Below are 15952 nucleotides of genomic sequence, written 5' to 3' on the forward strand. Positions count from 1 at the left end.
AGACCAAAGCTGCCTCTGTCGCAATGAAATCCTGAATGCGGGACCGGCGGCATCAAGCCTCAATCAAGGCGATGCCCCGGTTCCTGAACCCCAGCGTCACGTCGCTCGCCGCCGGCAGGCTGGTCTCCACGGCATGATCGACGATGAACAGCGTACCGATATCGGTTTCCACCTCATATTCGACGTGACCGCCGAGATAGGCGCTGTGCAACACCCGCCCGGCCAGCCCCTGCCCACCCGGCTGTCCGATGGAAATCGAGCCGGGACGAACCGCGAGTTTGGCCGGGCCTGGCCGGGCATTGCGGGCCGAGACCCGATGATCGATCCCGCCGACACGGATCAGCGCATCGGCGCCCTCAACGCCGATGACCTCGCAACTGACGACATTGGCCTCACCCATGAAATCGGCGATGAAGGCGGAGGCCGGCGCTTCGTAGAGATCGCGTGGCGCACCCGACTGGGCGATCTCGCCATCCTTCATCACGATGATCCGGTCGGAAACAGCCAGCGCCTCATCCTGATCATGCGTGACATAGACGGCAGTAAAGCCAAGCCGCTGCTGCAATTCGCGGATTTCGGTGCGGACCCGGCGGCGAAGGCGGGCATCGAGGTTGGAAAGCGGTTCATCCAGCAGCAGCACCTGCGGCTCCAGCACCAGAGCGCGGGCGACCGCGACACGCTGCTGCTGGCCGCCGGAAAGTTCGGCCGGAAGACGGTGCCCCATGCCGGCAAGGCCGACGAGCTTCAACCCCTCTTCCGCCTTTTCCCGCGCCTCTGCCTTGCGCAGCCCGGAGGATTGCAGACCGTAGGCGACGTTATCGAGCGCCGTCATGTGCGGGAAAAGCGCATAGGACTGGAAGACCATCGAGACATCGCGCTCATTGGCGGGCAGCATGGTCACATCCTTGTCGCCGATCAGGATGCGTCCGTTGGTCGGATGTTCGAGGCCGGCCAGCATGCGCAGCGTCGTCGTCTTGCCGCAACCGGAGGGGCCGAGCAGCGTCACCAGCGTGCCGGGCTCGATGGTGAGCGACAGGTCGGGAATGGCGGTGAAAGCGCCGAAGGTCTTGCGGACATTCTCGAAGGTGACGGAACCGGGCTTTACGGAAATCATGCGGTTTTCTCCTGGGCAAGAGGAACGGAGGAAGGGGCGGGCAGGCCGGCGACGCGGTTTTCGCGCCGCAGGCGACGCTCGCCGACAATGAGCTGGAAGCCGGTAATGACAGTGATCATCACCACGATCAGCATGGAGGAATAGGCAATCGCCACCCCATATTCGCCGTTCTCGACAAGGCCGACGATGTAGGAGGTCGCCATGTTGTATTCGGCGCTGACGAGGAAGATGACGGCGCTGATCGAGGTGATGGCGCGGACGAAGGAATAGACCAGCGCGGCCGTGATCGCGGGCCTGAGCAGCGGCAGAATGACCTTGCGGATGGTGCGGAAACTATTGGCCCGCAGCGTCAACGAAGCCTCGTCGAGGCTCTTGTCGAGCTGGCTCATCGCCGCAATGCCGCCGCGCACGCCGACCGGCATGTTGCGGAACACGAAGCAGGCGATCAGGATCAGCGCCGAGCCCGTCATTTCCACCGGTGGCAGGTTGAAGGCCATGATGTAGCTGACGCCGATAACCGTGCCGGGAATGGCGAAGCTCATCATAAGCGCGAATTCGAAGAGGTTCCGCCCGGCAAATTTCTGCCGCACGATGATATAGGCGGTCAAAAGACCGACGGCAGCGGTCAATGGCGCAGAAACCAGCGCGATCTTCATGGTCGTCCAGAACGAGTTCCAGGCTACACCGGTCCAGGCGATCGAGCCATTGGAGAAGCTGACGGAAAAGGCGCGGATGTAGTGGTCGAAGGTCAGGGAATTGTCGAGACCCCAGGTCTTCACGAAACCGCCCACAAGGATCATGCCATAAACAACGATGGTGAAGATCATCCATGGCACGACGACGGCGTGGACGCCGATGGACAGCCCGCGCGGAAGCGCGATATGCGCGCCGCTGTCGCCCTTCCCCGTCACCGTCGCGAAATTCTTGCCTGCCAGCCAGAAACGCTGGGCAAGGAAGGCCGAAAGCGTGAAGCACAGCAGGATGATCGCCAGAACCGCGGCGCGGGACGGATCATTCTGTGAGCCGACAACGGCGAAGAAGATTTCCGTCGACAGAACACCATGCGTGCCGCCGAGCACCAGCGGATTGCCGAAATCCGCCATGCTCTCGATGAAGCCGATCAGGAAGGCATTGGCGAGACCGGGCTTCATCAGCGGCAGCGACACCCGCCAGAAGGTGCGCCAGCGGTCGGCGCGCAGCGTCTGCGAGGCTTCTTCCATTGACGGGCTGACGCCTTCGACCACGCCGATCAGCACCAGAAACGAGATGGGCGTGAAGGAAAGGACCTGCGCAATCCAGATGCCGGTCATGCCATAAAGCCAGCGGCCCGGTTCGATACCGAAGAGATAGGAAAGCCATTCGGTGACGACGCCGGCGCGACCGAAAAGCAGCGTCAAAGCAAGGCCGATGACGAAAGGCGGCGTGATGATCGGCAGAACCGTCAGAAGCCGCAGGCCCTTCTTGAAGGGAAAGCGCGTGCGGGTGGCGATCAATGCAAAGCCAAGGCCGAGCACAGTCGAACCGAAGGCCGTCATCAGGGCAAGGAACAGCGTGCGCCACGCGACACCGCAACGCTCTTCACCCACTACGCAACCGAGGCTCCAGATGCCGGGATCCTTGATATTGCGGATGAAGCCATCGGCGTTGAAGGAGCCGTCGAAATCCTGAACGGACGCAACCAACATGCTGCCGATCGGATAGAAGACAAAAACCGTGACGAGGAAAACCAGAACGGAAATGGCGCCGACGACGAAGGCGTCGCCCTTCATGACGCCGCGTTCGGCAAGGCCGAAGGCAAAAAGAAGCACGAAGACGAACGACATGACGACGGCGCCGGCACCCATGGACGGCTGGCCATCGGCAAGCATGCCGAAGAGGTTTTCGCTCACCGTCCAGCTCCAGCCGGTAAAGCCGATGGCCAGCCCCTGCAAGGCGAGGAAAACAAGTCCGACGGCTCCGATAATCGCAAGAAGCCTGCCACGTCGCATCGGATCACGGATAGGCCGGACAAGGCATGCGGCGAGGAAAAAGACAACCACGCCGACAAGCCATGGTTTGCCATAGGACAATATCTGCAGCACACCTGGCGCATTGCTGGCCGACGAGAAAAATCCGGATAGCCAGCGGAAGCTGAAAAAGCCGCCTTCGATGCGATACCAGGGAAGAAAGACCAGAGCAAAAGCCCCGAGCGCCAGGACCATGTCCAGCCTGCGATTGCCACGTGTCATGGCCGACCTCGCTTATTTCATGCCGATGAAAGAATGGCGGACACCCCGGCTTTAAAAGCCGGGATGCCGATCGCCGGAGTTTAGATCAGTTCGCGACCGCACCGACCTGACGGTCCCAGCGTTCCAGCAGCGCCTTGCGCTTGGCCGGATCGCCATAGGTCTTGAAGTCGTAGTCGATGAGCTTGATGTCTTCGAACTTCGGCGCTTCCTTGGGCACTTCCGCCGTCTTGTTGGAGGGAAGCTGGAAGGACTTGGCGTCCTTCATGCGCGACTGCACTTCCGGCTTCAGCGCCCAGTCGTACCAAGCCTTCGCATTGTCGAGATTGCGGGCGCCCTTGATGATCGACATGGAGCCGATCTCGTAACCCGTGCCTTCGCAGGGCGCGATTGATTTGACCGGGAAGCCTTCCGCCGTCTGCGCCACCGCATCATGCATGAAGACGATGCCGAGCGCGGTTTCGCCACGCGCCGCCGCCTTGACCGGTGCCGAACCGGACTTGGTATATTGCGAGATATTGGCGTTGAGCTTCTTCAGATAGTCGATCGCCTGATCCTCGCCCATGATCTGCACGAGCGACGCCAGCGCCGTATAGGCGGTGCCAGACGAATTCGGATTGGCGATCTGGATTTCGCCCTTCAGCTCCGGCGCCAGCAGATCGGCCCAGCACTTCGGCTCCTTGTAACCCTTGGATTTGAAGATTTCGGTGTTGTAACCCCAGCCCAGCGCGCCGGCATAAACGCCGACGGTTCTGTAACCGGTGCTTTCCGCCTGTTTTACGGCCCAGTCCTGCAGCTGGTCCAGCATCGGCGACTTGTATTCAAGCGTCAGGTTCTCGGATGCCGCCTGCATATGCGGATCGCCGGTGCCGGCCCACCAGATATCGGTCTTGGGGTTGCGGGCTTCCGCGCGCACCTTGGCGTAGGTTTCGCCCGAAGACAGGCGCACCATGTTGACCTTGATGTCGTGTGACTTTTCGAAATCACCCTTCATCTGTTCGCAGATGACGACATCGGCCGAGCAGATCAGGTTAAGTTCGCCCGCCGCCTGAGCGGAAACGGCGCTAAGCGCCGTACCGGCAAAAAGCAGGGTGGAAAGTATTGTCAGTCGCATGGTTATCCTCCTGTAGCTTGCGTCTGAATTCTTGGGCCACGCGCAAACATGGCTCTGCCGGTCGCGACACCTTGTGGCGCGCGTGCTGTCTTTTGGGATGTTGGTTTTTGCCCTACTGGGTCGGGTGGATTTCGCTGTCGAAGCGGCTCAATAACCGACTTCGCTCTTCAGGCTGGCCAAAGGTGGCGAAGTCGTAATCCACCATCTTGATCATCGATATGTCAGGTGCGGTCAGTGGCAATGTCGCCCGGGCATTGGAAGGCACCTGGTTCTGGCCGGCCGCGGCCCCGGTCGCCTGCCCTTGCGGGCTCAGCGCAAATTCCACGAAGCTTTGCGCAAGGGCAGGATTGCGATTGCCCTTGACGATGCTGACTGCCCCGATTTCATAACCGGTACCCTCGCACGGCGCGACGATGACAAGCGGGAAACCCTCGATCTTCTGGGTCACGGCATCGTGCATGAAGGAAATCCCGATCATGATCTCGCCCCGCGCCGCCGCCTTGACCGGCGCTGCACCAACCTTGGTATAGCTCACGACATTCTGGTTGAGCTTCGCCATGAAACCAAAAGCTTCCTCCTCGCCAAACAGCTGGACGAGAGTGGCCAGCATGGTGAAGGCCGTACCGGAATAGTTTGGATTGCCGGTCAGGATATGGCCGCGATAGACATCCTTCGCCAAGTCCTTCCAACAGGTCGGCGCCGGCAGATTGTTCTTCGCAAGCAGTTCCGAATTATAGGCAAAACCCAGCGCGCCGGCATAGATTCCGGCAGACCGAGACCCAGACATCACGGAGAAATTCTGCGCCCAGGGCAGCAAATCTTGCTGATGGACGGGCCGGTATTCATCCAGCAACCCTTCCGAACCCGCCTGCAAATGGGTGTCGCCGGTACCACCCCACCAGACATCAACCGTGGGATGGGATCGTTCGGCGCGGATCTGATCGAGGATTTCGCCAGTGCTCTTCCGCACCATTGATATCTCGAGACCGACCTTGGCTTCGAAAGCCCGCTTCATGGTCAAACACCAGGCCTCGTCGACGCCGCACAGGACGTTCAACTTCGGCTCGGCCATGCCATGCCCTGCGCCGCACAGCCATAGGACCATGCTCGCCGCAAGTGCGGTCAATGCTTTCAATTAAGCCTCCCTGCCTGGAACCTCCCCGTTCCAGTCTCCACCAACAGCATGTCACATCCAGCCCGCACCGCAATCGAAGAATGGTTACCAATCTTTCACCGCACCGCCGAACAAGATTACAGTTATTACAATTATGACAGGGGAGATAACCAGCGAACCTTTGAAGATCGCCGCCGTCGCGCCTATGATGACAGCGGGAGGAATATGCAGTGCTTAATCAGAAGGTTCGCATTCTGATCGTCGAGGACGATCCGGATATGGCCGAGCTCATCTCGGACCTCATCGAGGCAGAGGGCTGGCTGCCCACCTGCGCGCGCTCCGCCGAGGAGGCGGACGAGATATTGGCAAAGGACAGGATGGAGCTCGTCCTCGTCGACCACAATCTGCCCGGCACATCCGGGCGCACCTTTGCCCAGCGGCTGCGCAGCCAGATCGACATCGGTATCGTCATGGTCACCGCCGCCGGCAGTGCTGCCGATAGGGTACTCGGTCTTGAAACCGCCGCCGATGATTATGTGGTCAAACCCTTCGAACCGATCGAACTCACGGCGCGGATCAAGGCCGTCCTGCGGCGAACAATCCCGTCGCTGAAACAGGACAAGGACAGCGAGCGGGACCACGGCCGCACAGCGCTGCGCCTCGGCGACTGGGCGATCGATCTCGATGCGCGCCGCGCCGTCTGCCTCGCTGACCGCAGCCGCACGCTCACCAGTGCCGAATTCGCACTTCTGGAAATTCTCGCAGAAACACCCAACCAGCCCGTCAGCCGCTCCCAGATTCTCGACAGGCTGGGTTCGGAAAGCGACCGTTATATCGACAGAAATGTCGACGTGCTGGTGCTGCGGCTCAGGCGCAAGATCGAGCGTAACCCGGATCTTCCACGTCACATCAAGACGCGACGCGGCAAGGGTTATGTCCTGCATACCGATGAGGGCGAGCTTTCCCCGTGATCAGCCGCTCCTTCCTTTCCTCCATCGCCTTTCGCCTGCCCTTTGCGATCGTCTTTACCTGCATCCTCGTCTTCAGCCTTTCCGCCATCGCCATTTACGGCCTGCAGCGCGCCCGCGATGAAATGGCGGCCTACGGCTTGCAGGCCTTTTCCAGTCTCGCCAAGGCCTCACTGGTCTCGCGGCAGGTCTCCGATCTCGTCTCCAGCGCCCCGTTTCTGATGAATGCCGCCTCGCCCTATCGCGTTTCCAGCGAAAGCCGCTCCGTGGTCCAGCAGGTCGACCTGCTGTTGCAGATGACGGGTCCAGACAGCGGCGAACGGGCCGCACGCGGTTTTGCGAGCGAGCGTATCGTTGAACTGCTCCAGCTTATCAGGGCGCAGACACTGGACCTCGCAAAGGATGCCGACGCGGCGCAGGGGCACAAGGCGGAAGCGGCGGCAGCGCTCGGCGAAATCGCCACCGGTCAGGGCATCCTCGATCCGGAACTGCGTCGAAGAATGAACGGCATCGTGCAGGCCGCATCCGCATCCGACAGCCTTTTCCAGCTTGGCGAACTGCGCCGCCGCTACGTGGCGGAAACAACGGCGCGCCAGCAGGGTTATCCGGGCGAGCGCCTGCCTGTCGCCGAACTGCGGCCCTATGAGCGGGTATTCGAGGCCCAGAGCCGTTACCTTCTGGAAATGTTCGCGATCCGCGCCTCTGTCTCCCGGCTTCACACCGTCTCGCGCGATCTTTCCCATGTGACCGAAACCCAGGGCGACGCTGTTGCGCGAAGCCTGAACGAAGACCTTATCTCGACCTCCGATGCTCTCAACCGGCTGCTGATCATTGTCGCCGTCGCCTCCCTTCTGGTTCTCATCGTGGCAATCTTCTCGATCCGCTCAGTGATGCGTGTCTCGCGCGGGATCGTGACGCTCTCCAACGGCATGAATGCCCTCGCCAAGGGGGAAAAAGACGTCGGGCCGCCCTCCTATACGGGTCCCGAGACGGAGTTGATCCGGCTGCTTGATGCATTCCGCGCCTTCCACGACAGCGTCGATCGCGTCTCGCGCCTCAGGCGCACGGCGGAAGCGGCGGCCCGCACCATCCGCTCGACCTTCCGCAACATGAATGAGGGAATAGCGCTGTTCGATCCGGCTGGCAGACCAATCACCATGAACCGCCGCATCATCGAACTCGTCGGACGCTCCGGCTCGTCGCGAAAACTGCCGCTTCGCCGGTTTGTCGAACCCATCCCGGAAATCGACCCGGCTCTACTGCCCTTCGATACAGAGCCGGGGGAGTTGCTCGACCGCGCAGTCGTGCGCCATCGCACTGACGATCAGCGGGTGATCGAAGTCTCGATGTCGCGCCAGCCGGATGGCGGCATCGTGCTGCTCGCCCGCGATGTGACCGCTCTCGATCGCCAGGAAGCGGAAGCCGTGAAGGCCCAACGGCTTGATGGCATTATGCGCATGACCCACCAGCTCAGCCATGAGGTGGGCAACATGATCGGCATCATCACCGGCAGCCTCGGCCTTCTGGAACGGGAAGCCGGTTTCAACGATCGCCAGAAGCGGCACATCGCCCGTATCCGCAAGGCGGCAGACCGCGGCCGGTCTCTGGCCAGCAGCATGCTCACCATCGGCAGCCAGCAGCCGATCCATCCAAGCGTCATCAATGTCGCAAGCCTGCTGCGGGGCATGGCCGATATTCTGGAAATCGCCGTCGGCCCCAAATGCCGGATCGCGCTTGATACCGATGACAATCTTCCCTCGATACCGCTGGACCCTGCCCTCTTCGAGCAATCCATTCTCAATCTATGCCTCAATGCCGCAGCCGCCATGCCCGATGGCGGCCTGATTTCGATCGAGGCCGCCTCTGGAAAAGATACGCTGGTGATCACCGTCACCGACGAGGGCATCGGCATGACACCGGAGGCCGTGGACAAGGCGTTCGAGCCCTATTTCACCACGCGGGGCGATCATGGCGGTGCGGGCCTTGGCCTCGCCATGGTCTACGGGTTCGTCCGCCAGAGCGGCGGTGAAGCGCATATCAGTTCCAGACCCGGCGAAGGCGCAAGGGTGGAACTGACATTCCCGGCAAATGCCGGCCACACCTAGCGGGCAAGCTGTGCGGATTCGATAGAATCCGCCAGTATCTCCAGCCCAAGGTCGATTTCCGAATCCGATACCGTCAGCGCCGGCGCAATGCGGAAAACGCCGCCCATGCCGGGCAGCTTGACGATGTTCATGCTGAGGCCACGCAACATCGCCTCCTGCATGATGCGCGCACCAAGTTCGAAACCCGGGGCTTTCGTGTGGCGGTCTGCGACGACTTCAAGTCCGAGCAAAAGCCCGCGCCCGCGCACATCTCCAACGCATTCGAACCGTTGCTGCAGCGAGAGCAGCCCCTCCTTCAAACGATTTCCGCGGGCAATCGCCTGTTCCACCAGACCATCTCGCGCCACCACATCGAGAACCGTCACGCCGACAGCCGCCGGCAGGGGATCGGAAACATGGGTCGTATAGAACAGAAAACCCCTCTCGAAAGCCTTCTGCTCGACCTCCGCACGCGTCATCACCGCCGCAAGCGGCAGGCCGGCGCCGAGCGTCTTCGACAGCGTCATGATATCAGGCGTCACGCCATCGCGCTGAAAGGCGAACATGTGTCCGGTCCGGCCGACGCCGGTCTGCGCCTCATCGAGGATGAGCAACATGCCCCGCTCCTCGCACTTTTTCTTCAGGGCAGCGAGATAACCGAGGGGCAATTCGAGGATACCGCCGCTCGACAGGATCGGTTCGGCAATGAAGGCGGCGAGATTGCCCGTCGACTGGCGATCGATCAATTCGAAGGCATCGTCAAGCTCCGCCTGCCAGTCATTCGATCCATCGGGGTTCTTGAAGCGCGGACGATAGGCATTCGGCGCGGGAATAACGAGTGAGCCGACCGTCGCCGGGCCATACCCCCGGCGGCCGGCGCTATAGGTGGCGGAGGCCGCAGCACCGGTCATGCCGTGCCAGCTCTGTGCGAAGGCGACGATCTCATGCCCGCCGGTCACGAGCTTCGCCATGCGGATCGCCGCTTCGTTGGATTCAGCGCCTGTTGTCAGCAATTGCACGCGATCGAGACCCGGCGCCAGAGCCGCCAGCCGCGCCGCAAGTTCAACGACCGGGCGGGACAACATGCCGGAAAACAGATGCGCAACCGATGCCATCTGCCGGTTGACGGTGGCGACAATATCCGGATGGGTATGTCCGAGCAAAGCACTCATCTGGCCGGAGGTGAAATCGAGAATGGCGCGGCCATCCGCATCATAAACGAAACTTCCCTCGGCCCGCTCGACGATGATCTCCTCAAAGGCGGGTCCGTAACGGGTCAGGTGTTTATTGGCAGCGTCCCAGAATGCCGGTTCGTCGTTGAGCGAGGCGAAGTTCTTCGCGAGATTGTCCATGGCTCGTTCCCCAAAGTTTATCTTGGCGAAACATAACAACCCATTGCCACCCCGGTCCAATTGATAGTATTTTATTCCGATATCGATAATTTTGATATTGCCATGCTCGACCTTACGCTCCTGAAGAACTTTACCATTGTCGCGCGAGCTGGCTCCATCAGCGTCGCCGCCACACAGATCGGGCGCACCCAATCCGCGCTCAGCACACAAATGCAGCGGCTGGAGGAACTGGTCGGCCACACGCTGCTGCAGCGAACGGGTTCGGGAGTACGTATAACCGCGGCGGGCGAGAAGCTGCTCGCCCATGCCAGCGCGCTTCTTGCCCGGCATGATGAAATCCTTGCCGACATGGGCGAGGCGACGCTGCAGGGAACCGTCAGCCTGGGCTGCCCTGAAGATTACTCCATCGCCTTCCTGCCGGAACTGCTGAAAGGTTTCTTCAGCACCTACCCGAAAGTCGATCTGCGCATGGTCTGCGCCCCCACGACGGAATTGCGTCCCCTCCTGCAGCGCCGCCAGATTGACATGGCGCTGGTTTCGCAATCCGATCCTGAACACCGCGACGTGCTCCGCAGGGAAAGTTTCGTCTGGGTGGCGGACAGGCCGGAACCGGACCTCATCACCAAGGATGTGCTGCCGCTGGCGCTCTCAGCACCCGTGACGCTCGATCATCGCGCGGCGTGCGACGCCATGGAAACCGCCAATCGCCGCTACCGTGTCGCCTTCGCCAGCAACAGCCTTGCCGGCCTCATCGCGATCGCGCGTTCCGGCCTTGCCATCAGCGTTCTGACCAGGACCGCCGTTCCACCGGACCTTCATATTGTCAAAAGCGGACTGCCACCCCTGCCGACGATCGGTATCGCAATCGAGTTTGCCGATCCGCAGACGTCATCGGCAGCCAGGGCGCTCGGCGAGCACATCCGCGCTGTTCTTCCGGGGCTCAGCCTTTAACGCCGGTCGATCCGTCGCTCCGACCTACAGTCGTTTGGTCCTGAATTTGAAATGAGAACGTCTTTATGGGCAAATCCAATCTCTTCGCGATCTTAAGCGTAAGAAGATCGGAACGACAGACATGTGACCGTTCATGAAGAGAACGGCTCATCGCGATGCTCTTTGTTACAAGCGGCAACGCGGTAAACGCGCCTTTTTCCAGCTTTGTTATTGCCAAGGTGGGACCGCTGACTTGATGCGGATCACCGCAACCGCTATGCGATGATGTCGCACATCAAAAAACGAGGACATCATGGCAACTGGTATCGTAAAATTCTTCGCTCAAGATAAAGGCTTCGGCTTCATCACTCCCGACAGTGGTGGCCCTGACGTCTTCGTCCATATCTCAGCCGTCGGATTTGGCGGCGCCCTGCAGGATGGCCAGAAGGTCAGCTACGACGTGGGACAGGATCGCAAGACCGGCAAGTCCAAGGCAGAAAACGTGACTGTCCTCTGACAGGCCACTCTGTCGTCGAATGTGAGTGCCCGTTCGAAATGACCAGTGTCACTTCGAACGGGCATCTGCTTTTCGGTCCGGCAGATCGGAAAAACAAGGACGACAGGCAAAGAACTGAAATATACATGCCGCACGAGGATCTTGGAAACCGCCAGATATCTTCCCAACCGTGTCGTATTATCGCCGAATCTCGATGTATAGCGCGGTCTCCGGAGCGCCTACATCAAGTCGCGACAGGGGTTCAGACACGTTATTTCTACGAGAACTAGAACTAGATAGACTTGACCTTCGATGCCGCGCACAAGGCAATTGATGCTGCCGGGGCTGCAGCGCCGGACTACCCCTTTTGCAGCGCACAGAAGACGATCATGTCCGCGCTGTTCTTCCGGGTCTCGTTCTTTCGTCGAGAGCGGTCTATCCCCGCGATCCTGCAAATCCAGCTTCTGTATAATCTCAGGCATTGAGAGGTTGGAGATCTGGCCGACCATCGCGGTTTGACGGAATATCGTAATTTCCGCGGTCCAGAAACGCAAAAAAGGGCTCGGAGTTTCCCCGGAGCCCTTTGATATGTTTGGTAGGAATTGGTTGCGGGGGCAGGATTTGAACCTGCGGCCTTCAGGTTATGAGCCTGACGAGCTACCGGGCTGCTCCACCCCGCGGAATGATTTATTATAGCATAAAGGCCGCTTTTGGCGGCCTTTTGATTTGGGCTTGTTGCCCATTTTTGTGATTGAGAAGATTTTGTGTTGCGTTTTGCAGACCTGGCAGCGACCTACTCTCCCGCGTCTTGAGACGAAGTACCATTGGCGCTGGGGCGTTTCACGGCCGTGTTCGGAAAGGGAACGGGTGCAGCCGCCCCGCGATAACCACCAGGTCGGCAAAACGCAACGATTTCCATTTTTGAGATGGAAACAGTTTTCGAGAAGCTGGAGAGCCGAAGCTCTATTTAATTTAACACGTCTTTCTTTGACTGGTCCGTTTGCCTGCCTTGCTCGAGGTTGAGCGAGGCAGCCATACAGGACGCTAGTCCGTCGCGCCTTCCGGTTTTTGCTGTCAAGCAAAATACCTGTGGCGCGCGCCGTCTGCAGGGCCTTGGCCCGTGAAGACAGAAGATGATGTCATCAAGCTTGGCTTGATGAACATGAACAATGGGAACGAAGAAGTCGATCGAGCTATTAGTAACGGTAAGCTTCACACATTGCTGTGCTTCCACACCCGTCCTATCAACGTGGTCGTCTTCCACGGCTCTGATAGGGAACACTCGTTTTCAGGTTGGTTTCCCGCTTAGATGCCTTCAGCGGTTATCCATTCCGTATATAGCTACTCTGCTATGCCCTTGGCAGGACAACAGATCCACCAGAGATACGTCCATCCCGGTCCTCTCGTACTAGGGACAGATCCTGTCAATATTCCTACACCCACGGCAGATAGGGACCGAACTGTCTCACGACGTTCTGAACCCAACTCACGTACCGCTTTAAATGGCGAACAGCCATACCCTTGGGACCTGCTCCAGCCCCAGGATGCGATGAGTCGACATCGAGGTGCCAAACAACCCCGTCGATATGGACTCTTGGGGGTCATCAGCCTGTTATCCCCGGCGTACCTTTTATCCGTTGAGCGATGGCCCTTCCACACGGGACCACCGGATCACTATGACCGACTTTCGTCTCTGCTCGACTTGTCAGTCTCGCAGTCAGGCTAGCTTATGCCATTGCACTCGACGACCGATTTCCGACCGGTCTGAGCTAACCATCGCGCGCCTCCGTTACTCTTTCGGAGGCGACCGCCCCAGTCAAACTACCCACCATACACTGTCCCGGATCCGGATAACGGACCGCGGTTAGACATCCACGAAGATAAGGGTGGTATTTCAAGGATGGCTCCACAGAAACTGGCGTCCCTGCTTCAAAGCCTACCACCTATCCTACACATGCCTTGGCGAATGCCAGTGTAAAGCTATAGTAAAGGTGCACGGGGTCTTTCCGTCTGACCGCAGGAACCCCGCATCTTCACGGGGAATTCAATTTCACTGAGTCTATGTTGGAGACAGCGGGGAAGTCGTTACGCCATTCGTGCAGGTCGGAACTTACCCGACAAGGAATTTCGCTACCTTAGGACCGTTATAGTTACGGCCGCCGTTTACTGGGGCTTCAGTTCAGAGCTTGCACCCCTCCCTTTAACCTTCCAGCACCGGGCAGGCGTCAGACCCTATACGTCGTATTGCTACTTCGCAGAGCCCTGTGTTTTTGATAAACAGTCGCTACCCCCTGGTCTGTGCCACCCCATCATAGTTGCCTAAAATGGGGTCACGCTTCTTCCGAAGTTACGCGTGCAATTTGCCGAGTTCCTTCAACATAGTTCTCTCAAGCGCCTTGGTATACTCTACCTGACCACCTGTGTCGGTTTCGGGTACGGTCTATACGGTGGAGCTATTTCCTGGAACCTCTTCGCCGCACAACCAATCCAATAAGGTTGTACAACACACGAGATCCGTCACTACCACCAGGCCCACGAATATTAACGTGGTTCCCATCGACTACGCGTGTCCGCCTCGTCTTAGGGGCCGGCTAACCCTGCTCAGATTAACTTTAAGCAGGAACCCTTGGTCTTTCGGCGAGGGAGTCTCTCACTCCCTTTATCGTTACTCATGTCAACATTCGCACTTCCGATATCTCCAGCAGCCCTCACGGGTCCGCCTTCACAGACTTACGGAACGCTCCGCTACCACTTGCATTACTGCAAATCCTCAGCTTCGGTGCATGGCTTTAGCCCCGTTACATTTTCGGCGCAAAGACCCTTATTTAGACCAGTGAGCTGTTACGCTTTCTTTAAATGATGGCTGCTTCTAAGCCAACATCCTGGTTGTTTTGGGATCCTCACATCCTTTCCCACTTAGCCATGACTTGGGGACCTTAGCTGGAGGTCAGGGTTGTTGCCCTTTTCACGACGGACGTTAGCACCCGCCGTGTGTCTGCCGACTAGTACTCCTCGGTATTCGGAGTTTGGTTAGGATCAGTAAGACGGTGAGTCCCCATAGCCCATCCAGTGCTCTACCCCCGAGGGTATTCGGTCGACGCTCTACCTAAATAGATTTCGCGGAGAACCAGCTATTTCCGAGTTTGATTGGCCTTTCACCCCTAGCCACAAGTCATCCCAATCTATTGCAACAGATACGGGTTCGGCCCTCCAGTTGGTGTTACCCAACCTTCAGCCTGCTCATGGCTAGATCACTCGGTTTCGGGTCTAATGCAACTAACTCAATCGCCCTGTTCAGACTCGCTTTCGCTGCGCCTACACCTACCGGCTTAAGCTTGCTAGTTACACTAAGTCGTTGACCCATTATACAAAAGGTACGCCGTCACCCTTGCGGGCTCCGACTGTTTGTAGGCATCCGGTTTCAGGTTCTATTTCACTCCCCTCGTCGGGGTGCTTTTCACCTTTCCCTCACGGTACTTGTTCGCTATCGGTCATGCACGAGTACTTAGGCTTGGAGAGTGGTCTCCCCATGTTCAGACAGGATTTCACGTGTCCCGCCCTACTCAAGGACAATGACTGTTCTACGCGTAAGGGGCTATCACCCTCTATGGCCGACTTTTCCAAATCGTTCCGCTTTATTCATCATTGCCACTGGCCTGGTCCGCGTTCGCTCGCCACTACTTGCGGAGTCTCGGTTGATGTCCTTTCCTGCAGGTACTTAGATGTTTCAGTTCCCTGCGTTCGCTTCTTACCCCTATGTATTCGAAAGTAAGATACCTTATCACAATGCTTGGAAACCTGTTCAGTTCTGTCCTCATGGCCAAAGGCCTGCGGACGGCGCGGTGCAAAAGCACCGACGGGCTAGCGCCCTGTATGGGTAAACCCAAACAGACCATCCAGCCAACAAAACAGATTTCCCAAGCATTTAAGGTGGGTTGCCCCATTCGGAGATCCATGGATCAAAGCTTATTCGCAGCTCCCCACGGCTTTTCGCAGCGTATCACGTCCTTCTTCGCCTGTGCATGCCAAGGCATCCACCAAATGCCCTTAATTCACTTCTTCGTTCTCATTGTCTATGCTCATCCATAGCCATTCCCTAGGGAACGGCAATCTGATTACCTTTTACAATCAGATAGTTCTTGATGACATCGACGTGTCGGTACGGTCTTCATTGAGGGCACGCCGGTGCACCTCGAAGCCATACCATTAAGACCAGCTTCTCGAGATATCATCCGGTGATGCGCGGTCAGGCAACATCAATCCAGCATCTTCATCAGAGGAACCGAGGTTCCAACAACAAAAATGCCCAGGACAAGCGATCCTTCCTACCTCCAACCCCTCCACCAATTCCGGCCGACTAAGCCATCACACGGTTTCTCAGGGACTGGGCTCGGACGCTTCAAACCACAAGGGCTCAAAACACCTGGACGCTTCCAGACATATCTTCTCTTCACAATGTATCCAAAACAGGCATCTTTCTTAGCAAAAGATGCAAACCTTTATTTCTTCAGAAGACAATTCGCAGCAGCCGGATCAACTCTCCAGTACAGCGCGA

10 protein-coding genes, 1 tRNA gene and 2 rRNA genes are annotated in these 15952 nt (G+C 58.5%); 5 read left to right on the top strand and 8 right to left on the bottom strand.

Features of this window, described 5'->3' with window-relative positions:
- Nucleotides 1–52: 52 nt before the first annotated feature.
- From MRBLRC7O_RS10930 to MRBLRC7O_RS10945, 4 genes are all read right to left on the bottom strand, one after another.
- A complete protein-coding gene (locus MRBLRC7O_RS10930; RefSeq protein WP_080866435.1) occupies nucleotides 53–1114 on the bottom strand; it encodes an ABC transporter ATP-binding protein in 1062 nt (353 codons plus the stop codon).
- Nucleotides 1111–3342, bottom strand: a complete 2232-nt coding sequence (locus MRBLRC7O_RS10935) for an ABC transporter permease (RefSeq protein WP_080866436.1) — start codon at nucleotides 3340–3342, stop codon at nucleotides 1111–1113. The genes MRBLRC7O_RS10930 and MRBLRC7O_RS10935 overlap by 4 nt, the downstream gene beginning before the upstream one ends.
- Nucleotides 3343–3427: 85 nt before the next feature.
- The gene (locus MRBLRC7O_RS10940) at nucleotides 3428–4453 is read right to left on the bottom strand and encodes an ABC transporter substrate-binding protein (protein ID WP_111820732.1); all 1026 of its coding nucleotides are present in this window, start codon (nucleotides 4451–4453) and stop codon (nucleotides 3428–3430) included.
- A 112-nt stretch (nucleotides 4454–4565) separates the two neighbouring features.
- Entirely contained in the window at nucleotides 4566–5558 is a 993-nt protein-coding gene (locus tag MRBLRC7O_RS10945; protein ID WP_080866437.1) for an ABC transporter substrate-binding protein, read from the bottom strand.
- A 239-nt stretch (nucleotides 5559–5797) separates the two neighbouring features.
- Here MRBLRC7O_RS10945 and MRBLRC7O_RS10950 point away from each other — a divergent pair, with 239 nt between their 5' ends.
- A complete protein-coding gene (locus MRBLRC7O_RS10950; RefSeq protein WP_003503937.1) occupies nucleotides 5798–6538 on the top strand; it encodes a response regulator transcription factor in 741 nt (246 codons plus the stop codon).
- Entirely contained in the window at nucleotides 6535–8640 is a 2106-nt protein-coding gene (locus tag MRBLRC7O_RS10955; RefSeq protein WP_003503936.1) for a sensor histidine kinase, read from the top strand. Before MRBLRC7O_RS10950 ends, MRBLRC7O_RS10955 begins: the two co-directional genes overlap by 4 nt.
- Here the strand turns inward: MRBLRC7O_RS10955 and MRBLRC7O_RS10960 are convergent.
- Nucleotides 8637–9971 carry an aspartate aminotransferase family protein gene (locus MRBLRC7O_RS10960; protein ID WP_003503935.1) on the bottom strand — a complete coding sequence of 445 codons (1335 nt, stop codon included), beginning with the start codon at nucleotides 9969–9971 and terminating at the stop codon, nucleotides 8637–8639. The genes MRBLRC7O_RS10955 and MRBLRC7O_RS10960 overlap by 4 nt on opposite strands.
- A 102-nt stretch (nucleotides 9972–10073) precedes the next feature.
- Between MRBLRC7O_RS10960 and MRBLRC7O_RS10965 the strand changes: the two genes are divergently transcribed.
- The 3 genes from MRBLRC7O_RS10965 to MRBLRC7O_RS10975 all read left to right on the top strand — a co-directional run bounded on the left by MRBLRC7O_RS10965 (nucleotide 10074) and on the right by MRBLRC7O_RS10975 (nucleotide 11882).
- A complete protein-coding gene (locus MRBLRC7O_RS10965) occupies nucleotides 10074–10922 on the top strand; it encodes a LysR family transcriptional regulator (RefSeq protein ID WP_003503934.1) in 849 nt (282 codons plus the stop codon).
- 292 nt (nucleotides 10923–11214) lie between these two features.
- Entirely contained in the window at nucleotides 11215–11418 is a 204-nt protein-coding gene (locus tag MRBLRC7O_RS10970; RefSeq protein WP_003503933.1) for a cold-shock protein, read from the top strand.
- 281 nt (nucleotides 11419–11699) lie between these two features.
- The gene (locus MRBLRC7O_RS10975; RefSeq protein ID WP_003503932.1) at nucleotides 11700–11882 is read left to right on the top strand and encodes a hypothetical protein; all 183 of its coding nucleotides are present in this window, start codon (nucleotides 11700–11702) and stop codon (nucleotides 11880–11882) included.
- Between the two features lie 118 nt (nucleotides 11883–12000).
- On the opposite strand, the gene MRBLRC7O_RS10980 is transcribed toward MRBLRC7O_RS10975, so the two are convergent.
- From MRBLRC7O_RS10980 to MRBLRC7O_RS10990, 3 genes are all read right to left on the bottom strand, one after another.
- A tRNA-Met gene (locus MRBLRC7O_RS10980) sits at nucleotides 12001–12077 on the bottom strand.
- A gap of 100 nt (nucleotides 12078–12177) precedes the next feature.
- Nucleotides 12178–12292, bottom strand: a 5S ribosomal RNA gene (rrf, locus tag MRBLRC7O_RS10985).
- A 280-nt stretch (nucleotides 12293–12572) separates the two neighbouring features.
- Nucleotides 12573–15459: ribosomal RNA gene (locus MRBLRC7O_RS10990) — 23S ribosomal RNA — on the bottom strand.
- Nucleotides 15460–15952: the final 493 nt, after the last annotated feature.

The organism is Agrobacterium radiobacter (genome assembly GCF_040801995.1).
Classification (GTDB): domain Bacteria; phylum Pseudomonadota; class Alphaproteobacteria; order Rhizobiales; family Rhizobiaceae; genus Agrobacterium; species Agrobacterium radiobacter.

Coding starts and splice junctions, on each gene's coding strand:
- MRBLRC7O_RS10930 (WP_080866435.1), bottom strand. CDS start 1,114: ATGATTTCCGTAAAGCCCGGTTCCGTCACCTTCGAGAATGTCCGCAAG.
- MRBLRC7O_RS10935 (WP_080866436.1), bottom strand. CDS start 3,342: ATGACACGTGGCAATCGCAGGCTGGACATGGTCCTGGCGCTCGGGGCT.
- MRBLRC7O_RS10940 (WP_111820732.1), bottom strand. CDS start 4,453: ATGCGACTGACAATACTTTCCACCCTGCTTTTTGCCGGTACGGCGCTT.
- MRBLRC7O_RS10945 (WP_080866437.1), bottom strand. CDS start 5,558: ATGGTCCTATGGCTGTGCGGCGCAGGGCATGGCATGGCCGAGCCGAAG.
- MRBLRC7O_RS10960 (WP_003503935.1), bottom strand. CDS start 9,971: ATGGACAATCTCGCGAAGAACTTCGCCTCGCTCAACGACGAACCGGCA.
- MRBLRC7O_RS10965 (WP_003503934.1), top strand. CDS start 10,074: ATGCTCGACCTTACGCTCCTGAAGAACTTTACCATTGTCGCGCGAGCT.
- MRBLRC7O_RS10970 (WP_003503933.1), top strand. CDS start 11,215: ATGGCAACTGGTATCGTAAAATTCTTCGCTCAAGATAAAGGCTTCGGC.